This is a genomic window from Streptomyces sp. NPDC058092 (assembly GCF_042884935.1).
GTDB lineage: Bacteria > Actinomycetota > Actinomycetes > Streptomycetales > Streptomycetaceae > Streptomyces.
Genome location: NZ_JBHVSY010000024.1, coordinates 57,739 through 78,646, shown reverse-complemented (window position 1 = coordinate 78,646; position 20,908 = coordinate 57,739). Strand labels below are relative to the sequence as shown.

At 71.6% G+C, this 20,908-nt stretch carries 20 protein-coding genes; 6 read left to right on the top strand and 14 right to left on the bottom strand.

All coding sequences use genetic code 11. The annotated features are described in order from the left end of the window. Window positions 1-62: 62 nt before the first annotated feature. Window positions 63-806 (bottom strand): lysophospholipid acyltransferase family protein, encoded by a 744-nt coding sequence (locus ACFVV1_RS31450; RefSeq protein WP_389996224.1) that lies wholly within the window; start codon window positions 804-806, stop codon window positions 63-65. Between the two features lie 372 nt (window positions 807-1,178). Between ACFVV1_RS31450 and ACFVV1_RS31445 the strand changes: the two genes are divergently transcribed. Both ACFVV1_RS31445 and ACFVV1_RS31440 read left to right on the top strand, forming a co-directional pair. Continuing rightward, complete coding sequence (locus ACFVV1_RS31445; protein WP_389996221.1) at window positions 1,179-1,958, top strand: alpha/beta hydrolase; 780 nt, start codon at window positions 1,179-1,181, stop codon at window positions 1,956-1,958. After that, on the top strand, window positions 1,951-2,646 hold the full coding sequence (locus ACFVV1_RS31440; protein ID WP_389996218.1) for a hypothetical protein: 696 nt from the start codon (window positions 1,951-1,953) through the stop codon (window positions 2,644-2,646). Before ACFVV1_RS31445 ends, ACFVV1_RS31440 begins: the two co-directional genes overlap by 8 nt. Window positions 2,647-2,685: 39 nt before the next feature. Here ACFVV1_RS31440 and ACFVV1_RS31435 read toward each other — a convergent pair whose 3' ends face one another. The 6 genes from ACFVV1_RS31435 to ACFVV1_RS31410 all read right to left on the bottom strand — a co-directional run bounded on the left by ACFVV1_RS31435 (window position 2,686) and on the right by ACFVV1_RS31410 (window position 7,766). Next, window positions 2,686-3,444, bottom strand: coding sequence for an endonuclease/exonuclease/phosphatase family protein (locus ACFVV1_RS31435; RefSeq protein ID WP_389996215.1), 759 nt, complete (start codon window positions 3,442-3,444; stop codon window positions 2,686-2,688). Window positions 3,445-3,523: 79 nt separating this feature from the next. Beyond that, window positions 3,524-4,465, bottom strand: coding sequence for an ROK family glucokinase (locus ACFVV1_RS31430; RefSeq protein ID WP_389996212.1), 942 nt, complete (start codon window positions 4,463-4,465; stop codon window positions 3,524-3,526). A gap of 74 nt (window positions 4,466-4,539) precedes the next feature. After that, entirely contained in the window at window positions 4,540-4,998 is a 459-nt protein-coding gene (locus tag ACFVV1_RS31425) for a DUF5304 domain-containing protein (RefSeq protein ID WP_389996210.1), read from the bottom strand. A gap of 83 nt (window positions 4,999-5,081) precedes the next feature. After that, window positions 5,082-6,398 carry an ArsA family ATPase gene (locus ACFVV1_RS31420; RefSeq protein WP_389996207.1) on the bottom strand — a complete coding sequence of 439 codons (1,317 nt, stop codon included), beginning with the start codon at window positions 6,396-6,398 and terminating at the stop codon, window positions 5,082-5,084. Between the two features lie 4 nt (window positions 6,399-6,402). Further along, window positions 6,403-6,852: an SRPBCC family protein gene (locus ACFVV1_RS31415; RefSeq protein ID WP_389996204.1), complete on the bottom strand. Its 450-nt coding sequence runs from the start codon at window positions 6,850-6,852 to the stop codon at window positions 6,403-6,405. Window positions 6,853-6,959: 107 nt separating this feature from the next. Then, on the bottom strand, window positions 6,960-7,766 hold the full coding sequence (locus ACFVV1_RS31410) for a metallophosphoesterase (protein WP_389996201.1): 807 nt from the start codon (window positions 7,764-7,766) through the stop codon (window positions 6,960-6,962). Between the two features lie 280 nt (window positions 7,767-8,046). On the opposite strand from ACFVV1_RS31410, the gene ACFVV1_RS31405 reads away from it, so the two are divergent. Beyond that, entirely contained in the window at window positions 8,047-9,843 is a 1,797-nt protein-coding gene (locus tag ACFVV1_RS31405) for an AMP-dependent synthetase/ligase (protein WP_389996198.1), read from the top strand. A 250-nt stretch (window positions 9,844-10,093) separates the two neighbouring features. Here ACFVV1_RS31405 and ACFVV1_RS31400 read toward each other — a convergent pair whose 3' ends face one another. Beyond that, window positions 10,094-11,236 (bottom strand): glycosyltransferase family 4 protein, encoded by a 1,143-nt coding sequence (locus ACFVV1_RS31400; protein WP_389996195.1) that lies wholly within the window; start codon window positions 11,234-11,236, stop codon window positions 10,094-10,096. Window positions 11,237-11,364: 128 nt separating this feature from the next. Between ACFVV1_RS31400 and ACFVV1_RS31395 the strand changes: the two genes are divergently transcribed. Beyond that, window positions 11,365-12,615 carry a glycosyltransferase 87 family protein gene (locus ACFVV1_RS31395; RefSeq protein WP_389996192.1) on the top strand — a complete coding sequence of 417 codons (1,251 nt, stop codon included), beginning with the start codon at window positions 11,365-11,367 and terminating at the stop codon, window positions 12,613-12,615. 55 nt (window positions 12,616-12,670) lie between these two features. Here the strand turns inward: ACFVV1_RS31395 and ACFVV1_RS31390 are convergent, their stop codons facing one another. The 5 genes from ACFVV1_RS31390 to ACFVV1_RS31370 all read right to left on the bottom strand — a co-directional run bounded on the left by ACFVV1_RS31390 (window position 12,671) and on the right by ACFVV1_RS31370 (window position 18,178). Then, complete coding sequence (locus tag ACFVV1_RS31390; protein ID WP_389996189.1) at window positions 12,671-13,927, bottom strand: hypothetical protein; 1,257 nt, start codon at window positions 13,925-13,927, stop codon at window positions 12,671-12,673. 17 nt (window positions 13,928-13,944) lie between these two features. Beyond that, window positions 13,945-14,976 carry an NlpC/P60 family protein gene (locus ACFVV1_RS31385; protein WP_389996186.1) on the bottom strand — a complete coding sequence of 344 codons (1,032 nt, stop codon included), beginning with the start codon at window positions 14,974-14,976 and terminating at the stop codon, window positions 13,945-13,947. Window positions 14,977-15,213: 237 nt separating this feature from the next. Beyond that, a complete protein-coding gene (locus ACFVV1_RS31380) occupies window positions 15,214-16,242 on the bottom strand; it encodes an NlpC/P60 family protein (protein WP_389996183.1) in 1,029 nt (342 codons plus the stop codon). Between the two features lie 294 nt (window positions 16,243-16,536). Continuing rightward, the gene (locus ACFVV1_RS31375) at window positions 16,537-17,898 is read right to left on the bottom strand and encodes an NYN domain-containing protein (protein WP_389996349.1); all 1,362 of its coding nucleotides are present in this window, start codon (window positions 17,896-17,898) and stop codon (window positions 16,537-16,539) included. Between the two features lie 37 nt (window positions 17,899-17,935). Beyond that, window positions 17,936-18,178, bottom strand: a complete 243-nt coding sequence (locus ACFVV1_RS31370; RefSeq protein WP_266745708.1) for a hypothetical protein — start codon at window positions 18,176-18,178, stop codon at window positions 17,936-17,938. A gap of 161 nt (window positions 18,179-18,339) precedes the next feature. Between ACFVV1_RS31370 and ACFVV1_RS31365 the strand changes: the two genes are divergently transcribed. Continuing rightward, entirely contained in the window at window positions 18,340-19,092 is a 753-nt protein-coding gene (locus ACFVV1_RS31365) for a rhomboid family intramembrane serine protease (RefSeq protein ID WP_389996180.1), read from the top strand. Next, window positions 19,089-19,370, top strand: coding sequence for an Lrp/AsnC family transcriptional regulator (locus ACFVV1_RS31360; protein WP_093543818.1), 282 nt, complete (start codon window positions 19,089-19,091; stop codon window positions 19,368-19,370). The genes ACFVV1_RS31365 and ACFVV1_RS31360 overlap by 4 nt, the downstream gene beginning before the upstream one ends. A gap of 81 nt (window positions 19,371-19,451) precedes the next feature. On the opposite strand, the gene ACFVV1_RS31355 is transcribed toward ACFVV1_RS31360, so the two are convergent. Continuing rightward, a complete protein-coding gene (locus ACFVV1_RS31355) occupies window positions 19,452-20,864 on the bottom strand; it encodes an aminotransferase class V-fold PLP-dependent enzyme (RefSeq protein ID WP_389996177.1) in 1,413 nt (470 codons plus the stop codon). Window positions 20,865-20,908: the final 44 nt, after the last annotated feature.

Genomic DNA, 20,908 nt, shown 5'->3' with positions numbered 1-20,908 from the left:
CCCCACCCCCCCCCGGACGGAAACGACGCGGTTACGCGCCGAACCGTTCCGTCACTGCTGCGTCACTCCTGCGTTCCGGACTCTCTGGCCGCGCGCTTCTCCTCCTCGGCGCGGCGCTTCGCCTCGTCCGCGATCTGCCGCTTGGCGGCGGTCGCGTAGATGTCGACGTACTCCTGGCCGGAGAGTTTCATGATCTCGTACATCACCTCGTCGGTGACCGAGCGCAGGATGAAGCGGTCCCCCTCCATGCCGTGGTAGCGGCTGAAGTCGAGCGGTTTGCCGATCCTGATCCCGGGGCGCATCAGCTTGGGCATCACCTGGCCGGGCGGCTGGATCTTCTCCGTGTCGATCATCGCGACGGGGATGACGGGCGCTCCGGTGGCCAGCGCCACCCGGGCGAGCCCGCCGGGCTTGCCGCGGTAGAGACGGCCGTCGGGCGAGCGGGTGCCTTCCGGGTAGATGCCGAAGAGTCCGCCGCTCTCGATGACCTCGATGCCCGCCTTGATGGCCGCCTCACCGGCGCCGCGGGCACCCGAGCGGTCCACCGGGAGCTGGCCGACGCCCTTGAAGAAGGCGGCGGTCAGCCTGCCCTTCACCCCGGGTGCGGTGAAGTACTCGGACTTGGCGATGAAGGTGACCTTGCGGTCCAGGACGGCCGGCAGGAAGAAGGAGTCGGAGAACGACAGATGGTTGCTCGCGAGGATCGCCGGTCCCTGCGCGGGGATGTTCTCCAGGCCCTCCACCCACGGCCGGAAGGCGAGCTTCAGACCCCCGCCGATGGAGAACTTCATTGCGCCGTAGATCAACTCGGGTGCCTCCTGTGTCCTGTCGGAATGACCTTAACCCGTGTGGTCGTCCGCGCTCCCGCCCGGCGTGGAAACGGAAGTGGCGGCCACGGCCGTGGCCACGGCGGCTGCCGGTGTCGACCACCACGGCCGGTGTCGGTGACCACCCCGCCCCGTGTCAGTGACCACCCCGGCCCATGTCGGTGACCACCCCGGCCGGTGTCAGTGACCACCCCGCCCCGTGTCGGTGACCACCCCGGCCCATGTCGGTGACCACCCCGGCCGGTGTCAGTGACGACCCTGGTCGGTGTCAGTCCGGTCGCGTACGGTGAAGTAATCCTTCCGCGCTCCCCCCTTTCGCTCCCTTTCGAGCCTCACGAACAGGAGACCCCGGTGCCGGTCCTGCCTGGAGCCGAGCCGTTCCGCCACGAGGGCGGAGAGGTCGGCGTCCTTCTCTGTCACGGATTTACCGGTTCCCCGCAGTCGCTGCGCCCCTGGGCCGACCATCTGGCGGAGCGCGGGCTCACCGTGTCGCTGCCGCTGCTGCCCGGGCACGGCACCCGCTGGGAGGACATGCAGCTCACGGGCTGGCAGGACTGGTACGCGGAGGTGGACCGGGAGCTGCGCGCCTTGTTGGAGCGGTGCGGCCAGGTCTTCGTCTTCGGTCTCTCCATGGGAGGCGCGCTGACCCTGCGGCTGGCGGCGAAGCACGGGGACGCGATCAGTGGTCTGGTGCTCGTCAATCCGGCGAACAAGGTGCACGGCCTGTCGGCGTACGCGCTGCCGGTGGCTCGCCATCTGGTACGGACGACGAAGGGGCTGGCGAGCGATATCGCCCTGCCGGGCTCCGCCGAGGTGGGGTACGACCGGGTGCCGCTGCACGCGGCGCATTCGCTGCGGAAGTTCTTCCGCCTGGTCGATGCCGAGCTGCCGCAGGTCACCCAGCCGATCGTCCTGCTGCACAGCCCGCAGGACCATGTGGTGCCGCCCGCGGACTCGGCCCGGATCCTCAGCCGGGTGTCCTCGACGGACGTCGAGGAGATCCTGCTGGAACAGAGCTACCACGTGGCGACGTTGGACCACGATGCGGAGCGGATCTTCGACGAGAGCTACCGGTTCATCGGCCGCCTCGCTCCGAGCGTCGGAAAGAAGGGGAGCACGTCAGGTGGCTGAGCACGACGCGGAGCGCGCGGGCAGTGAGGAGGGGCGCGAGCCCCTTCCCGCAGAGGGAACGGCCGTTCCCGAGGACGGTACGGACACGGGCACGGCCCCGCAGGATGCTGCTGCCGCCCGGACGGCGCCGCCGGGCGGCGACGGCGACGGACCCGACCGGTCGATGGACGAGAAAGCCGCGTGGGAGGCGATCGTCGCGGCGTACGGCGAGGAGCCGGCGGACCCGCCGGGCGCCAGGCCGTTCAGGTCGATCGAGGATCTCGCCCTGCTGGAGGACGATCAGTCGGCCGTCCTGGACCCGGACAAGGGGGTCGGGAAGAAGTCCCCGAAGCCGCCGGAGAAGCCGCTCGGCAGCTCGATCGTGTTCGCACCCGGCGTCGTCGGCCCGCGCGACTACGGGGTCGCGGAGCCGAAGGACGACGATCTCGACGACAGCGACGAGGGGCATTTCGTCCCCCCGGAGCCGCCGCCGCTGCCGGAGGCCGATGTCACGGCGAAGTTCGCCTGGCTCGCGGTCGTCGGCGGTCCGGTGCTGATGCTGATCGCGGTGCTGCTGCGGTGGGACATGACCTGGTGGCTCACGACGCTCTGTGTCGGCGGCTTCCTGGGCGGCTTCGTCACGCTGGTGGCGCGGATGGAGGACGACGACGAGGATGGCGACGACCCGGGCCGCGGAGCAGTGGTCTGAGACCGGTCCGGCCGAGGCCCCGGGCCGCTGCCGCGCGGCTCAGGGCCTGGTCGCGGGCACCCGTAGCGCTGCCAGCACCGGCAGGTGGTCCGTGGCCGCTCGCAGGTCCGCGTCGGTGACACCGGGCAGCCCTGCCGGGACACCGCAGCCGAGCACCTCGATCCCGCTTGTCGCGAAGACCGCGTCGATGCGCCGCCCCGGCCGGTCCGGCGAGAAGGTGTGCTCGCCGCCCCACGGCCGGACGGCCCAGCAGTCCTGGAGGCGCCCGGCCAGCCGCCGGAAAGCGGCCCCGGTCGGTACGTCGTTGAGATCGCCCGCCGCGATGGCGTGCTCGACGCCCATCGCGTCCAGCCGTTCCAGCAACATCCCGGTCTGAGCCAGGCGTTCGTCGCGCTGCAGGCTCAGGTGGAAGCTCAGCAGACCGATCCGGGTGCCCGCGATCCGTACCACCGACGTGGCGAAACCCCGGCGGTGCAGTCCGGGGGTGAGCGGCAGCAGGACGTCCTGCGTGCGCTCCACCGTGGCCCGCAGCGAGCAGAGCAGCAGCGGGCCGGCCGCCGTGGCGCCGCCGCTGAGGACGACGAGGTCGGTGCGGGCCGCGAGCCAGGCGGCGCGCTTGCGCCAGCGGAAGAAGCGCGGGGCTTCCTGGATGAGGACGAGGTCGGGGGCGCAGGCGCTGATGACGCGGGCCAGCGCCGCGCAGTCGTCGCGCATCGAGCGGATGTTGTAGCCGAGCACTCTGATGACGGCCGAACCATCCGGCTCGGTACGGGAGTCGGGCAGTGGCGTCAGGACCATGCGTCTCACGATACGACGGACGCCCGCCGCACCCCACAGGGGCGCGACGGGCGTCCGGTTCTGTCCGGTTCCGGCCGGCTCAGCCCTGGCGGGCCAGGTCCGCCGCGCCCACCAGCCCTGCCTTGCCGCCCAGTTGGGCCGCGAGCACCTGGGCGTGCGGACGCCACTCGCCGCCGATCAGCCAGCGCCGGAACGACTTGCGGATCGGGCCGAGGACGAGCTCACCCTCGTCCGACACGCCACCGCCGACGATGAACGCGGACGGGTCGAACAGCGAGGCGAGGTCGGCGAGTCCGGCACCGGCCCAGCGGGCCAGCTCACGGAACGAGTCGATCGCCACCGGGTCGCCCTGCCGGGCGGCCGCGCTGATGTGCTTGCCCTCGATGCCGTCCACCGTGCCGTCGCCGAGGGACAGCAGGATCGTGGCGCTCGAAGGGGTGGCGTTGGCGCGCTGCTTCGCGTACCGGACGAGTGCGCGCCCGGAGGCGTACTGCTCCCAGCAGCCCTGGCTGCCGCAGCCGCAGAGCAGCCCGTCCGGGACGACCCGGATGTGGCCGAACTCGGCGGCCACACCGAAACGGCCGCGGCGCAGCTTGTTGCCGATGATGATGCCGCCGCCGAGACCGGTGCCGAGCGTGATGCAGATGACGTCGTCATGCCCCTGCCCGGCGCCGAAGCGGTACTCCCCCCAGGCGGCGGCGTTGGCGTCGTTCTCGACGACGACCGGAAGGCCGACGCGCTGTTCGACCTTGTCCTTCAGCGGCTCGTGCCGCCAGTTGATGTTGGGCGCGAACAGCACGGTGGCGCGCTTGTCGTCGACGTACCCGGCAGCGCCGATGCCGACGGCCTCGATCTGGTGGCCCTCGCTCGCGCCGGACACCGCCGACGCGATCGCGTCCACGATGCCGTCGGCCGTCGGCGGGGTCGGCACCTTGAACGTCGAGAGGATCCGGCCCTCTTCGTCGACCACTCCAGCTGCGATCTTCGTGCCGCCGATATCGACGCCGATGGTGAGTCCCATGAATCCCTCAGTTTCGGTCGAGCCCCGCTGTGGCCAACGGTACCCGAGCCGGGGGCCCGGCCCATCCGTGCCGGTCAGTCCAGGTCGATGTGCTCGCCTGCGGCGGGGCCCTCGTCGCGGGGGTCGGTGGGGTCGTCGGCCTTCTTCTCGGTGCCTGCGGGGTCCCCGGCGCCCCGGGTCCAGCGGCGTTCCTGGCCTTCCACCGCGGAGCGGTAGGCGGCGAGGAGTTCGCTGCCGGCCGCAGCGATGTGGTCGAAGACGTCCGGATTGCGTTCGATGACGGGCTCGACGGCGGACTTCGCCTGCTTGATGATCTGCCGCACGGTGCCCTGGGCCGCCGTGCCGAGGAGCGGCGTCTGGAGGGAGGAGATCTTGTCGGCCACGGCGTCGACCAGCTTGCGCAGCTCGTCGGCGGCGGCGCCGGGCGGCGGGCCGTGCTGGGCGCGGCGGCGGGCCTTCTCCGCTTCGAGGTCCTCGGCGCAGGCCTTCGCCCACGCGTCGTCGTCGGCGGGACGATCGGTGGCTTCGCTCATGGCGGACTCCTGCGACGTGGTGTGCCTGCGGTGCGCATCCGGGGGTACGTACTACCGACGTTACCGGAACCGTGACGCGCCGTTCAGCTCGTCCGGGGCCACAGCCCGGGGTCCGGCGTGAACCTGACGCGGAGCACCCCGTCGGTGAGGGCGGCGCCGGATACGGTGCAGCGGCGCAGCCCGGACTCCAGGGGAACGATCCGGTGGAACGGGCCCACGGTGAGGAGCAGTTCGTTGCCGCGGCGCACCAGCTGGAGGTCCGTCTTGACGGCGCCGGGCAGGGGCAGGCACCAGACGAGCACCGGATCGCCGTCGCCGGACCGCGGGGCGGTCACGATCCGGGAGCCGGGCAGCAGTCCGTCGAGGCCGTCCGGGGCGTCGGGGTCCTCGATCCACCAGGGGTCGTCGGCGCGGCCGGGGCTGCGGTCGTCCAGTTCCGCGGCGAGTCCGTCGCCCTCGAAGAGACCGCCGCCGGTGCCCGCCTCCTCGAAGACGGTGCTGCTTGCGCCGGTGTCGAGGAGGGTGAGGTCGTCCGGGCCGCGCGGGTCGCGGCCGAGGTGCGGCACTTCGCACAGGGCCGCCGCGGGCACCCATTCCTCGTACCAGTGGTCGATGGTCTTCTCCTGCTGCGCGGCGAGGGCCGCGAACCAGGGGTCGCCGGAGTGCCTGGGCAGCACCCGGTTCACCACCAGGGTGTCGACGCGCAGTCCGTGCAGGGCGAGTCCGGTGCGGGCGGTGCGCAGGGCGTCCTCGGCGGCGGGGCCGGGCTCGGCGACCAGCCGGAGCGTGGTGTTGCGGTCCTCGATCAGCGCCTGGACGGCGGCCAGCTCGGCGTCCTTGCGGGCGGCGGCCTCGTACAGCCACTGGGCGGGCATGGGTACGCCGGCGAGCTGGGCGAGCATCGGGCGCAGGGCGCGGGCGGCCTGGCGTTCCTGGGGCAGCAGCCGGCGCAGATAGCGGCGCAGCTGTTCGGGCAGGGCGAGCGCGGCGAGCGCTTCGCGCAGCGGCGGCAGGTCGACGACGAGGAGTTCGTAGCCGTCGGCCGACCAGTCGCCCTCGGCGGCGCGGCGCAGGGCGTGCAGGAGGGCGAGCTGGGCGCTGCCGGGGAGTTCGGTGAGTTCCTCGGCGTCCAGCCGGTTCCCGCCGAGCAGGTCGAGCACGCCGGAGGCCCGGTCCTGGAGGGTGAGGAGTTCGCCGCGGAAGTGCTCGCCGGAGTCGATGCGGGCGGACCACAGGTTGTCGGTGACCTCGGCGGGTTCCGTGCCCGCGGGGAAACCGGGTATCGCGTCGGCGGAGAGCAGCAGGGTGCGGCGGCCCCGGCGGGCCGCGGCCAGCGCGGTCGCCGCCGCGACGGTGGTACGGCCCGCGCCGCCGGGGCCGGTGACGAAAACCGTACGCACCGGGTCAGGCCTTCGGGATGGACTCGACGCGCTTCTTCAGGCCGGCCAGGGCGCGGTCGATGATGACCTTCTCCGCCTTGCGCTTGATCATGCCGAGCATCGGGATCTTGACGTCGACGGTCAGCCGGTAGGTGACCTCGGTGCGGTCGCCGTCGCCGAGCGGGGCCAGTGCGTAGGAGCCGTCGATGGCGCGCAGCATCTGGGACTTGACGAGGGTCCAGCTGACCTCGTAGTCACCGATCCAGGTGTACGCGAGGGTGTGGTCGTCCTTGATCGCTCCGGCGTCGAGGACGAGACGGACCTTTTCGGCGTGACCCCGGTCGTCGGTGGAGAGGACCTCGGCCTCCTTGACCTCGCCGGTCCACTCCGGATAGCGGGCGAAGTCGGCGATCACTCCCATGACGTCGGCCGGCGCCGCCTCGATCGTGATGCTCGAGCTGGTGTGTTCAGCCATCGCCGTGGCTCCTCCAGTGCGGTGTACCGGTGCGTCGGCAGATGCCTGCCGTCAGAAGGCTATCGCGTGTGCGCGGCGCCCCGGTCCAGGGTCCGGCGCCGGTGCGGTCACCATTCCAGGGCCCAGGGCCTGCCGGTGGACGCGAAGTGGCCGACGTTCACGCACTCGGTGGCACCGATCCGCATCCGACGCACCAGGGGCTGGTGGACATGGCCGAACAGTGCGTACCGGGGACGGGTCCTGCGGATGGCGTCGAGCAGGGCCCGGCTGCCGCGTTCGAAGCGGCGCGCGACCGTGTCGTACGTCAGCTCCGGCACGTCGGGCGGGATGTGGGTGCAGAGCACGTCGACCGGGCCGATCGCCTCGATCTTGGCGGCGTACTCCTCGTCGCCGATCTCGTACGGGGTGCTCATCGGGGTCTTCAGCCCGCCGCCGACGAAACCGATCACCCGGCCGCCGATCTCGACTCGTTCGCCGTCCAGGACGGTGGTGCCCGGGCGTGCGTACTCGGGCCACAGGCCGGGGATGTCGACGTTGCCGTAGGTGGCGTACGTCGGGGTGGGGAAGGCGGCGAAGAGCTCGGCGTACTGCTTGCGCACCGCCGAGACGATCGCGGCGTTGCGGTCCTTGCCCGCCCACAGGCCGCGGCCGAACTCGCGGGCCTCGTCGAAGCGGCGCGCGGTGCGCAGCGCGACGATCCGGTCGGCGTTCTCCACGCCGAAGAGGTCGGGGAAGATGCCGCGCGAGTGGTCGGCGTAATCGAGGAAGAGCACCAGGTCACCGAGGCAGATCAGGGCGTCGGCACCGTCCCCGGCGCGGGCCAGGGCCTCGGTGTTGCCGTGCACGTCACTGACCACATGAACGCGGGTGCGCCGCGAGGTCGGGGTTCCTTGCCTGTTCGGTCCGGCTGGCATGACGATCACCCTAGAACCTCGCCGTGCACCTGGGTAGAGGTCGCCGGACCTGCGAATACCTCCGGCCGGTAACGGTGGTGGACTACTGTGCGCCCAAGGATCACGGTTGTGTGTGACGCATAAGACATCTGGCCGGAACCCCCTATCGGGAACCGAGTACTGGTGGGTAACGTCCGGGCAGTCCAGTCGTGCTCACCCCACTGAGCATCAGCCATTCTCGGACCGCAGCCGGTGCGTCACACAGAGCCGTGGCACCGGAGCCCGATGAGGAGCAGCAGTCTTGCGCGAGTTCAGCCTTCCGGCCCTGTACGAGGTCCCTTCGGACGGCAACCTGACGGATCTCATCCGCCGCAATGCCGCTCAGCATCCCGATGTCGCGGTGATGAGCCGCAAGGTGGCGGGGGTGTGGACCGATGTCGACGCCACACAGTTCCTGGCCGAGGTCAGAGGCGTCGCCAAGGGCCTGATCGCCGCGGGCGTCGAAGCGGGCGACCGGGTGGCCCTGCTCTCCCGTACCCGCTACGAGTGGGTGCTGCTCGACTTCGCGATCTGGAGCGCGGGCGCGGTCACCGTCCCGGTGTACGAGACGAGCTCGCCCGAGCAGATCCAGTGGATCCTCGGGGACTCCGGCGCCACGCTGTGCATCGTGGAGTCCGAGGCGCATCAGGACTCCGTGGCCTCGGTCCAGGCGGATCTGCCGGAGCTGAAGGGCATCTGGCAGATCGAGGACCGGGCGATCCGCCGGCTGACGGCGATCGGCGAGGACGTCTCGGACGAGACCCTCGACCTGCGGATGGCGTCCGCCAAGGCCGACGACCCGGCCACCATCGTCTACACCTCGGGCACCACCGGCCGCCCCAAGGGCTGTGTACTCACGCACCGCAGCTTCTTCGCCGAGTGCGGCAATGTGGTGGAGCGGCTGAAGCCCCTCTTCCGTACCGGTGAGTGCTCGGTGCTGCTCTTCCTGCCCGCCGCGCATGTCTTCGGACGGCTGGTCGAGGTGGCCTCGGTGATGGCCCCGATCAAGCTCGGCTGCGTACCGGACATCAAGCACCTCACCGATGAACTGGCCTCGTTCCGGCCGACGTTGATCCTCGGTGTGCCGCGGGTCTTCGAGAAGGTCTACAACGCGGCGCGCGCCAAGGCACAGGCCGACGGCAAGGGCAGGATCTTCGACAGGGCCGCGAACACGGCGATCGCGTACAGCCGCGCGCTGGGCACCCCTCAGGGCCCGTCCATGGGTCTGAAGTTCAGGCACAAGGTCTTCGACCGGCTGGTCTACGGCAAGCTGCGGGCCGTGCTCGGCGGCCGCGGCGAGTACGCGATCTCCGGCGGCGCACCGCTGGGCGAGCGGCTCGGCCACTTCTACCGCGGCATCGGCTTCACCGTCCTGGAGGGCTACGGCCTCACCGAGACGTGCGCGGCCACGGCCTTCAATCCGTGGGACCGGCAGAAGATCGGCACGGTCGGCCAGCCGCTGCCCGGCTCGGTCGTCCGGATCGCCGACGACGGCGAGGTGCTGCTGCACGGCGAGCACCTGTTCACCGGTTACTGGAACAACGAGGCGGCGTCGGCCGAGGCGCTGGCCCACGGCTGGTTCCACACGGGCGACATCGGCACGCTCGACGAGGACGGCTATCTCGCGATCACCGGTCGCAAGAAGGAGATCATCGTCACGGCGGGCGGCAAGAACGTCGCTCCCGCGGTGATCGAGGACCGTATCCGCGGGTACGCCCTGGTCGCCGAGTGCATGGTGGTCGGCGACGGGCGGCCGTTCGTGGGCGCGCTGATCACCATGGACGAGGAGTTCCTAGGCCGCTGGGCACAGGAGCACGGCAAGCCGGCCGGCTCGACGGCCGCGTCGCTGCGCGAGGACCCGGAGCTGGTGGCCGAGGTGCAGCGGGCGGTGGACGACGGGAACGCCGCGGTGTCCAAGGCCGAGTCGGTACGCAAGTTCCGCATCCTGTCCTCCCAGTTCACCGAGGAGGCGGGCCACATCACGCCGTCGCTGAAGCTGAAGCGGAATGTGGTGGCGAAGGACTTCGCGGACGAGATCGAGGCGATCTACCGGGGCTGACGGACGTCGGCCGGGGGCCGATGGCCGTCAGCCGGAACCGGCGGTCAGGTGCCGGAACCGGCCTTGTGCCGGTGGCGCGCCGACACGGCCGCCTTCCCTTCACCTCACCGGCCCTTCACCTCACCGGCCGGACAGCGGCACCGCTGTCCGGCCGCGGCCCGAGAACACCGCCCCGCGCGGGACGGGTACGGACCCGGGCAGTCCGGGACGGCCGAAACCCGGCCCGGTTCGGGCGGCACCCCGGGCCGGTTCAGAGCAGCGCCTTGAGCCTCTCGGCCAGCAGGTCCCAGCGCCACTTCTCCTCGACCCAGGCCCGCCCCCGCTCCCCCATCCGCTGCCGCAGCTCCGGGTCGCGGAGCAGCGTGACGATCCGGTCGGCCGTGTCCTCCGCCGAACCGCCGCGCACCACCCACCCGGTCTCGCCGTCGAGCACGGCGTCCGGCGCGCCGCCCGAGTCGCCCGCCACCACCGGCAGTCCGGTCGCGGACGCCTCCAGGAAGACGATGCCGAGGCCCTCCACGTCGAGGCCGCCGCGACGGGTCCGGCACGGCATGGCGAAGACGTCGCCGGCGCCGCAGTGGGCGGGCAGCTCGTCCCACGGCACCGGCCCCGTGAAGTGCACCGAGTCGGTGACCCCCGCCCGTACGGCCAGCTGCTCCAGCTCCTTGCGGTACGGCCCGCCGCCCACGATCAGCAGCACCGCGTCCGGCACCCGCTCCAGGATCGCGGGCATCGCGAGGATCAGCGTGTCCTGGCCCTTGCGCGGCACGAGCCGTGACACGCACACGACGACGGGCCGGTCCGAGAGCCCGAGCCGGGCCCTGATCAGGTCCCCGCCGGAGTCCGGGTGGAAGGTCTTCTCGTCGACGCCGGGCGGCAGTTGGACCATGCGGCCCGCCGCCTCGGGGGTGAGCGCGGTGGCGATCCGGGAGCGGGTGTACTCCCCCAGGTAGGTGATCGCGTCCGTGGTTTCGCCGATCCGGCCCAGCAGCTGCCGGGCCGCGGGCAGCTGGGCCCAGCCCGCCTCGTGACCGTGCGTGGTGGCGACCAGCCGCCGGGCGCCGGCCCTGCGCAGCGCCGGTGCCATCAGCCCGAGCGGGGCCGCGGCGCCGAACCACACGGACGTGCAGCCGTGTATGCGCAGCAGCTGCGTGGCACGCCGGGTGACCCGCGGGGTCGGCAGCAGCATCGTCGTCCGGTCGCGGACGACGGTGAAGGGCTGCTCGGCGTCGAAGGCGGCGGTGGCCGCGACGCCTTCGGGGCTGCGCTTCCAGGTGGAGGCGTATACGACGATCTGTCCGGGGTCCAGGCGCAGTGCCATGTTGTGCAGAAACGCCTGGATACCGCCGGGGCGGGGCGGGAAGTCATTGGTCACGATCAGGGTCTTGTCCATCCCGGCCGACAGTACCGGGCGGCCGGATGGCTCCCGCACAGGCCGGCGGGCATCATGACTCCCCGTACCACCGGCTACCCACCGGGTGACCCACCGGTGTACCCACTGACGAAACGGATGAGGCGGTCATGACCGGATCGACCGGCACGCGGCTCGCTCTCGCGGTCTGGGCCCTCACCAGGGTCGCGCCGCTGCTCTGCGTCACCAAGGTGATCACACTGTCCGGACCGGACGTGACCAGCGACGTCTCGGTGATCTACCACGGTTGGTCCGAGGTCCTGAAGACCGGTACGTACCCGCGGTCCGACGTCACCTGGCAGTACCCGCCCCTCGCCGCGCTGGCCGTCCTCTCCCCCGCCCTGCTGCCGTTCCTGGACTACGCCTCGGCCTTCTTCGTCCTCGCGTTCCTGTGCGACGGGCTGGTGCTGGGGCTCATGCTGTACGCGGGCCGCGGGAACGGCCGGTGGACGGCGGGTGCGTGGGTGTGGGTGGCGGGGGTGCCGCTGCTCGGTACGACCGCGTACGCCCGTTACGACGTGATGGTGACGGCGGTGGCGGTGGCGGCGCTGCTGGCGGGCGTGCGGCATCCGCGGGTGCTGGGCGCGCTGGCCGCCGTCGGTGCGCTGCTGAAGGTGTGGCCGGCGCTGATCCTGGCCGGTACCGCGCGCGGGCCGTGGACGCGCCGGGCGTGGACGGCCGCGGCGGTGACGGCGGCCGGGCTGCTGCTGGCGTGCACCGTGGCGATGCCGGGTGCGCTGGCCTTTCTCGGCTTCCAGCGGGACCGGGGCACCGAGGTCGAGTCGCTGGGAGCGCTGGTCTTCCACGTGTGGCGGAATTTCGGCTGGCAGGGCCGGGTGGAGCTGCACTACGGCTCCCTGGAATTCCTGGGCCCGCATGTGCCGCTGGTGAGCACGCTCGCCCTCGGCCTGTCCGTCGTCGCGTTCGGCTGGCTGCTGGTGTGGCGGCTGCGGGCCCGCGACTTCCGGGTGAGCACCCCGGCCGACGCGGCGTTCACGGCGGTGCTGCTGTTCACGACCACGAGCCGGGTGATCAGCCCCCAGTACATGCTCTGGCTGGTCGGCCTGGCGGCGGTCTGCCTGGTCTTCCGCGAGAGCCGGATAGTGCTCCCGGCCGGTCTGGTGCTGCTCGCCACGGGCATCACGCAGTGGGAGTTCCCGTTCGGGTTCGTCCATGTGGTGAGCAGTGACGCGACGGGCGTGACGCTGATGTTCCTGCGCAACGGACTGCTGGTCGCGGCGACGCTCATCGCCTGCCGACGGCTGTGGCGGCAGACGGTGTCCGGTGCGCCGCGCGACGGCACCGCGCCCTCGGCCGCCGATTCCGACGCCGGGCGCGAGGCGGAACCGGTCGGCTCCTGAACCACGCGCGGCGCTCAGCAGCCGTGTGCCGTGCGCGGCGGGCAGCGCCGCGTGGTCAGCCGAGCCGGGAGCGCAGATACTCCCGCCAGAGCGCGGTGAACTCCTGCGGGGTCGTGGCGAGCACCTCCTGCATGGCCTGCTCCACCGCCCCGTCCCGCCCCGAGTGCCCTCCGACGGCCCGGTAGAAGGCGAACAGCTTCTTCTCGCCCCAGTGGTCGGCGATCAGCTCGCAGGCCAGCCAGCCGCCCTCGTACGCCTTCGCCAGGCGCGCCGAGTCGCCCGAGAAGCCGAAGTCCTCGTCCGTGGGGAGTCCGGCGGGCAGCTCGCCGCGTGCGACGGCGTCGGCCAGTTCGGGCGCGGCGCGGGTGGCGGTCCGGTCCTCGGCGCGGTAGGCCGCCCAGTCGGCGAAGCCCTCGGAGAGCCAGGTCGGGGTGGCGGCGGAGGTGTGGGCACGGGTGGCGACATGAGTGATCTCGTGGGTGAGGACGACGCGCTGCCCGAAGGTGCTGAGCAGGCCGTACGCCTGCGGGTTGACGATCACCCGGTCCGCGGGCGCCCGGTCCGGACCGCCGGTCCGCCCGGTGGTCACGGCCGCGATGCCCCGGTAGTTCGCCGCGGGTGACCCCAGCAGATCCGCCATGTCCTCCACGGTGTGCGGTACGAGCACCAGCACGCGGCCTGCCCAGCGCTCCGGCCAGGCGTCCGAGACGGCGGGCACCGCGCGGTCCGCCGCCTGGGAGATCCGGTGCAGCTCCTGCTCGGTGCGGCCGACCCCGAGGACGAGGCTGTGCTTTCCGCCCACCACCTGGACATCGCCCTGCTGCCAGAGCTGCCGGCCTCCGTCCTTGCCCGCCCGGTCGCCGGTGATGTACCAGCGGTCGTCCGCGCTGTCCCGTCTCAGATCGAGCACCCGGTCCGCGGCGACCGGGGCGGCGTCGTAGCCCTTGATCCGGTAGCGCAGCTGTATGTCCGCGGTAGCCCGGTCGGTGCCCTGTCCGGTCACGTCCGTCAGCCGGTACGTCCATGAGCTCAGCGGTACGTCCGCGAGGTTGTCCAGTTCCCGGCGCTGGGCCGTGCGCAACCCGGTGGCCCGCGGGTCTATGGCGGCCAGATAGGCGTCCGTGTCGTGTTCCAGCACGGCGGCCGCGCGGCGGTCCAGGGTGGCCCGGACACCGCGGGTGGTGGAGTCCGGGACGGCGTCGTCGTCCGGGGCCGCGCAGGCGGAGACCAACAGCAGCCCGGCGAGCAGCGCGCCGGCCGCGCGCCGTCCTCCGTCACATCCCCGCCGTGCGGTACGCCGTCTGTGGGTCACCCGGTCGAGCGTACGGGTCAGATGCGGGTGACCGACGAGACGGGCATCATGCCGACGGGGTCGTAGCGCACCGGGGCGCCCGGGTACGGGGCGTGGATGACCTGGCCGTTGCCGACGTACATGCCGATGTGACCGGCGTCCGCGCGGTAGGCGACCAGGTCGCCGGGGCGGGCCGCGGAGAGCGGCACCAGGTGTCCCGCGTACCGCTGGGCCTGCGAGGTGCGCGGCAGGCTGACCCCGGCCTGGGCGTACGCCCACTGCATCAGCCCGGAACAGTCGAATCCGGCGGGTCCGTTGGCCCCCCAGATGTACGGGCGGCCCAGTGCCTGGCGGACCGCCAGGACGGCTGCGGCGGCCCGTGCGGAGCCGGCCGGCAGAACGGCCATGGCCGGGAACGCGTCGTCGCGGCCGGAGCGCGAGGACCACTCGAAGTCCGCCCGATCAGCGCTGGGCAGCGCGTCCAGCAGCTGCTCGGCCCGGGCGAGCTTGCGCTCGACGGTCCGTTTGTGACGGGTGGCTGCCGCCCTGTTGCGCTCCAGATCGGCCAGCGCCCGGGCGGCCTCCGCGCGGGTCTGTGCGAGAGAGCGCTGAGCCCGCTGGAGCTGCCGCAGCTCGGCGGCCTGATGCTCGGTCAGGCGGTCCACGGTGGCCGCCCGGTCGAGGTAGGTGTCGGGATCGGAGGAGAGCAGCAGAGCGAGCGAGGGATCGAGGCCGCCCGAGCGGTACTGCGCGCTCGCCACCGAACCGAGCGCCGTACGCATCCGGTTGAGGCGTTCCTGGTCGCGGGCCGCCCGGTCCTGGGTCCGCTTCAGCTCACCGCGCAACCGGTCGGCGTTCTCACCGGCCTTGTTGTACTGCTCGGTGGCCCGCTCCACCTCGCTGTACAGCCGGTCGACCCGGGCCTTGGTGGTCCGGGGCGTGTCCTGCGGGTCGGCGTTCGCGGTGGCCGCCCCGAGCGTGGCGGCCGCGGTCGCCGCCGCGGCCGACAGAACAGTGACCCGGGCGCCCCGGTTGAGGCCGGGCTGTGTGGAACGGCGATGGGACACCACAGGACGCCGCACTCCCTTCCGCTGTACGCAGACGCGCGCAGCCCCTGCCGCCCGGGGCGGGCGGACCGACGACCGGGAGCTGCACGGCAGGCAGACAGTAGTCGGACGATTACGGAGCGGCCAAAGGCTGCGCCGGGCGGCAGGGCGGCAGAAACGGCGACGCCCCGCCGGTGACCTGTGGTCTCCGGCGGGGCGGGCTGTCTGCGCGGGCGCGGGAATTCGCCCGTTCGGGCGTCGTCAGCCGACGCGCACGCCGAACTGGAAGCTGCCGATGGTGTTCATCGACTCGTAGCGGACGAGGGTGCCCGGGTACGGGGCGTGCAGGACGGTGTTGTTGCCCGCGTAGAGCGCCACGTGCGAGGTGTTGTTGAAGAAGACCAGGTCGCCCGGCTTCAGCGCGCTGCGCCCGATACGGACACCGTCGTTGACCTGGGTGTACGTGACCCGGGAGATCTGGACGTTGGCCTGGGCGTAGGCCCACTGGGTCAGCCCGGAGCAGTCGAAGGAGTTGGGGCCGGTGCCGCCGCGGCCGTACGGCTTGCCCACCTGGCTGGAGGCGGCGTTCAGGGCGGCAGCGCCCCAGGCGGAGGCGGGAACCTCCTTGCCCAGTTCGACCCGGTCGCCCGCGTCGCGGCTGGCACGCTGCTGGTCATCGCGCATCTTCGCGCGCTCGGCTTCGGTCATCGTGTTGAGCAGGCGCTGCGCCGCGGCCAGCTTGTCCTGGAGCTTCTTCTTCTTCTCGCCGAGCGTCTTGCGTACGTCAGCGAGGTCACCGAGCTTGTCCTGGGCCTCCTTGCGCTCCTGCGCGAGGACCCGCTGCTTCTCCTGGATCTTCCCCAGGGTCTCGGTCTGCTTGGCCGTCAACTGGTCGAGGGCCGATGCCTCGTCGAGGAAGGTGTCCGGGTTGGACGAGAGGAAGAGCTGCACCGACGGGTCGATGCCACCGGAGCGGTACTGGGCGGCGGCGAGCGAACCGAGGCCGTTTCGCAGGGTGTTGATCTCCTGCTGGCCGCGGGCCACCTTGTCCTGCAGCGCGCCGACTTCCTTCTCCAGCTTCTGCTGCTTCTCCTTGGCGCCGTAGTACTGCTCATTGGCCTCGCCGGCCTCGTGGCTGATCTTCTCGACCTCCGCCTTGACCTCGCCCTTGGAGGGCTTCGGGTCGGCGTGGGCCGCTTGGGAGGTCAGGGCCACGGCCGCGGCGGCGGCTGCGGTGAGCACGGTCACGCGGGCGCGGCTCGGCTGCTTGGGACGACGGTGGGACGCCACGAAGGCGAGCTCCTTCTTCCTCGAGCCGCCTACCGGGCTGTGGGGGACATGAATCCCCGGCTCCGTGCATGTCACGGACTCGGCGGCGCCTTCGCCGTCACCCCGGATGGGTGATCAACCGTGCGAAGGTTCGAGGCCCGACCCTAGTGACCAACTTGTGATCAGTTCAAATCCTCGCAAGAAAAATCTCGTCACAGGAGGTACTTCTTTACCCACAGCACACAGGGCGTAGCGGCGACTTGACGGTCCGTTCCCCGATTTCCACCGAGTTCCACCGAGTTCCGACAAGCGTCACTAGACGCGTGAAAGGCGCTTCAGGAGCAAGACGGACGCAACGGGCCTGGCGCCCGCCTTCGCCACTCCGTCGGCGACTTCACGGTCGGTGGAGACCACCACGACCGGCCGGCCCGGCGGTTCGGCGCGCGCCAGCTGGCGGATGAGTTCGTCCGCGGTCACACCGGGCTTGCTGAACAGCACCCGGACCCCGCGCGGCGGTGCGAGCAGTACCGGGGCGGCCAGTTCGGCCCCGTCGAAGACACAGGTCATCTCCGCGCCGGTCTGCGCCGCGAGCACCGCGAGACCGCCCAGCAGCCGCAACCGCTGCTTCTCCAGCGGCAACTGCGGATAACCGGTCTTGGTGACGTTGTAGCCGTCCACGATCAAATGCGCCTGCGGCAGCGCGAGCAACTGGTCGAGCAGGGCCGGATCGGTCTCCGAAAGCGCCCTGGCCGCGATGTCCTTGGGCGACATCCTGCCGGGCTCGACCGCGTCGACACTGTCCGCGGGGCGGATCGAGGAGGGCGGCAGGGCCAGTTCGCGACGGAGCCCACTGGCCGCGTCGAGCACCGTGTCCAGCAGCAGCCGCAGCCGCATGTCCTCGACCGAACGGCCTTCCCTGGCGGCCCTGCGACCTGCCTCGACGGCCGCCTCGGCTTCACCGAGCCGCGCCTTGAGCCGGCGGGTCTCGCTCTCGGCCGCGGAGACCTGGGCGGCCGCCTCGGACCGTGCGGCGTCGGCCTCGGCCCGGCTGCGGCGCAGCGCGGCCTCGCCGCGCCTGACCTCGTTGACGGCGCTGCGCAGTTTGCGCTGGAGGGAATCGGCCTCCTTGCGGACCGCGTCCAGCTCGCTGCGGAGCCGTTCGGTCTCGCTCTTCGTCTGGGAGCGGGCGTGCGCGAGTTCCTCGCGCAGCCGTTCCAGTTCGCGGCGGCTCTCCTCGTCGGCGCGCTCGGCGTCGGCCCGCTGGGCCTCCTCGCCCGCGGCGGCGACCAGCTTCACCCAGCCCGCCGGGCGCAGCACGTAGGCAGCGGCGGCCACATCGACGGGGTCCGCGGCGGCAGGCGGCGAACCGGCCTCCAGCGCGGCGGTCAGCTCCGGCTGCCCCTCCTTGAGCCGTTCACCGATGCGCTGACGGAACAGCGCGTCCCCCTCCAGGGCGGCCGCCATCGCGTTCCCGGCGAACTTGGCGCGCCGGGTCGGGGTGAAGCGGGCGTACTGTCTCAGCTGGGCGGGGAGTTCGGTGACCGTCAGGCCGCCGAACGCGTCCGAGACCAGCGCGACGACCCGTCGCCGTACAGCTTCGGGCAGCGGGCGGTCGAGCGCCTCGACGGCGTCGCCGGCCGCCTCGGCCGGCTCTGCGCCGCTAGCGGGCTGCTCCACCATCCGTCACCCCAAATTGTCTGTACGCGCGCCTCCGTCAGGAGTCGGCACCCGGCCTGGCCACCAGTTCGATCTGATCCACCGCATTGCACCAACGGCAGCGCACCGACTCGATGGTCTCACTGACCACCTCACGTTCCTCGACGGTGGACTCCCCGGCCAGGTCGAGATGGACGTACTCGACGACCTTGGAGGAGCGCGTCACGTCGAAGCGCGTCAGATTTCCGCAGAGCGTGCAACGCCAGCGGGTCCCGTCCGTCGGCTGGGGAACCGTCGTCATCGTGCGTCCTCTTTCGTCGAGCCTCGTGCTGCCTGCTTCAAGGATCTCGCGGTGCGCCGTCGAACTGCGGATGTCCTCTCGTAACCCTACGGCCTCGGTGTGTCCCCAAGACACGGCGAGGCGGTCTGTCCCGTTCCCTCCGCTTGCGTCATGCTCTGTTCATGATCGATCGGCGTGCCGCGGCCGGCAGATTGACCAGCGGGCTCCTACGGACGGTCACCTCGGGCGGACCGTCGGTGGCCCATGCCCTGATCGCCCTGTGCTGTCTGGTCTTCCTGATCAGCCCGCTCTCCGGCTTCAACTCGTCCTACGGCACCGCCGACGCCCTGCTCGCCGCCCAGGCCGGGTACTTCGAACGCTGGGGCGTGATCCCGAGCGAGCTGTGGGACGGCTCCGCACGCGCCCTGCTCACCCCGCTCACCGCCCTCTTCGTTCACGGCAGCTGGCTGCATCTGCTCGGCAACATGCTCTTCCTGTACGTGTTCGGGGCGATGACCGAGGAGCGCATGGGCCGTACCGAGTTCACCTTCTTCTACGTCGCCTGCGGCTATCTCGCCCTGGTCGCCTACGCCGCCGCGCACGCCACGTCCGACGAGACGCTCGTCGGCGCGTCGGGGGCGATCTCGGCGGTGCTCGGGGCGTTCCTCTATCTGTTCCCCAGGGCCCGGGTCACCAGCCTGTTCCCGTTCCTCTTCTTCCTGCCGCTGCGCTTCCCCGCCTGGATCGTGCTGATCTTCTGGTTCGCCCTGCAGTGGCTGGCGGTCCGGAGCGCGGGCAGCGGGGGGCCCGGCGTGGCCTATCTGGCCCATGTGGTCGGCTTCGCCCTCGGCTTTCTCTACGCCTGGGGGCGTTACCGGCGTACGGATAGAGTGAAGACTCCAGCCAGGGCCACCGAGGGAGAAAGCCAGCCGTGATCACCGCGATCGTGCTCATCAAAACCAGCGTGGACCGGATTCCCGAGATCGCCGAAGCCATCGCCGCACTGGACAGCGTCAGCGAGGTCTTCTCGGTCACCGGTACGTACGACCTGATCGCCATGGTCCGGGTGGCCAAGCACGACGATCTGGCGGACGTCATCCCCGGCCGGATCAGCAAGATCCCCGGCGTCGAGGCCACCGACACGCATGTGGCGTTCCGTACGTACTCGCAGCATGACCTGGAGGCCGCCTTCGCCATCGGCCTCGACGCGTAGGTACGCCCCCGTATTACGGCGTAATACTCCGGCGGGGGACGGGCTCGGACGCCCGTCCCTCGCCGAAGTGTTACGTGGCCGTCAGAGCTGCGCCGTGCCCCGGTCCGGGACGCAGCGGCCGTCCTCGGTGCGGTACTTCCACTGGGCACCCTCGCTCACCAGCTCCTTGACCGCGCGGACGAACCGCTCGATGTGCTCGTCCGGCGTGCCGGCCCCGAAGCTCACCCGGATCGCGTTGAGCAAGGGGGTCCCCACGGTCGGGTTCGTTCGAGACCGGGGGAGCTCGCCCGGCTCGGCCTCGGGCGCGCCGCACTCGCCGGCCTCCTGCGGGTCGCTGCCCAGCAGGGTGCGGACCAGCGGGTGTGCGCAGAACAGTCCGTCGCGGACCCCGATGCCGTACTCGGCGGAGAGCGCGGCGGCGAAGTGCGAGCTGTTCCAGCCCTCCACCACGAAGGAGATGACGCCGACCCTCGGGGCGTCGTCACCGAACAGCGAGAGCACCTTGACCTCGGGGACCTCCGCGAGACCGGTCCGGACCGCGCTGACGAGGTGCTGCTCCCGGGCGACCAGGTCGTCGAAGCCGGCCTCGGTGAGCGCCTTGCAGGCGGAGGCGATGGAGTACACGCCGATGACGTTGGGGGAACCGGCCTCGTGGCGGGCGGCGGTGGTGTGCCACTCGACGTCCACTCCGCCGTCGCCGCGCCGGGCGACCCTGCGCGAGGCGCCGCCGCCGGCCAGGTACGGCTCGGCGTCCCGCAGCCAGTCGGCCCGGCCCGCGAGCACGCCCGAGCCGAACGGCGCGTACAGCTTGTGCCCGGAGAAGGCGACCCAGTCGACGTCCAGGTCCGTGATGTCGACGGGGTGGTGCGGGGCGAGCTGCGCGGCGTCCAGCACGATCCGGGCACCGTGCGCGTGCGCGGCGGCCGCCAGCTCCTTCACCGGCCACAGTTCACCTGTGACGTTGGAGGCGCCGGTGACACAGACCAGCGCGGGGCCGTAGGGGTCACGGCCGGCGAGCGCCCGCTCCAGCGTCTCGACGGCCCGGGCCGGGGTGCGCGGGGCGTTCAGGTAGGTCACCCGGGCGTCGCGCCAGGGCAGCAGCGAGGCGTGGTGCTCGGTCTCGTACACGAAGACCTGGCAGTCGGCGGGGATGACGGCGGCCAGCAGGTTGAGGGAGTCGGTGGTCGACCGGGTGAAGATCACCTGGTCCTCGGCGCGGCACCCGAGGAACTCCGCGACCGTCGCGCGGCTGTTCTCGAAGAGGTCCGTGGAGAGCTGCGAGAGGTACCCGGCACCGCGGTGGACGCTGCCGTAGTACGGGGCGTACGCGGCGACGTCGTCCCAGACGCGCTGCAGGGCGGGGGCGCTGGCGGCGTAGTCGAGAGCGGCGTACGTGACCTCACCACCCGTGACGAGCGGAACCGTTACATCCTTGCCCAGAACCGGCAGAGGGGTACAAAGCGACTGGTCGGCGGCAGCGGTGAAGACAGACATGGCGAACTCCCGTAACAGGCAGGCGAATCGCGTGCGCCGGCGGA

Excerpts from the sequence above, each read along its gene's own strand:
- ACFVV1_RS31395 (WP_389996192.1), top strand. The coding sequence starts at position 11,365 with ATGACCGGATCGACCGGCACGCGGCTCGCTCTCGCGGTCTGGGCCCTC.
- ACFVV1_RS31365 (WP_389996180.1), top strand. The coding sequence starts at position 18,340 with ATGATCGATCGGCGTGCCGCGGCCGGCAGATTGACCAGCGGGCTCCTA.
- ACFVV1_RS31435 (WP_389996215.1), bottom strand. The coding sequence starts at position 3,444 with ATGGTCCTGACGCCACTGCCCGACTCCCGTACCGAGCCGGATGGTTCG.
- ACFVV1_RS31430 (WP_389996212.1), bottom strand. The coding sequence starts at position 4,465 with ATGGGACTCACCATCGGCGTCGATATCGGCGGCACGAAGATCGCAGCT.
- ACFVV1_RS31415 (WP_389996204.1), bottom strand. The coding sequence starts at position 6,852 with ATGGCTGAACACACCAGCTCGAGCATCACGATCGAGGCGGCGCCGGCC.
- ACFVV1_RS31410 (WP_389996201.1), bottom strand. The coding sequence starts at position 7,766 with ATGCCAGCCGGACCGAACAGGCAAGGAACCCCGACCTCGCGGCGCACC.
- ACFVV1_RS31370 (WP_266745708.1), bottom strand. The coding sequence starts at position 18,178 with ATGACGACGGTTCCCCAGCCGACGGACGGGACCCGCTGGCGTTGCACG.
- ACFVV1_RS31355 (WP_389996177.1), bottom strand. The coding sequence starts at position 20,864 with ATGTCTGTCTTCACCGCTGCCGCCGACCAGTCGCTTTGTACCCCTCTG.
- ACFVV1_RS31400 (WP_389996195.1), bottom strand. The coding sequence starts at position 11,236 with ATGGACAAGACCCTGATCGTGACCAATGACTTCCCGCCCCGCCCCGGC.
- ACFVV1_RS31425 (WP_389996210.1), bottom strand. The coding sequence starts at position 4,998 with ATGAGCGAAGCCACCGATCGTCCCGCCGACGACGACGCGTGGGCGAAG.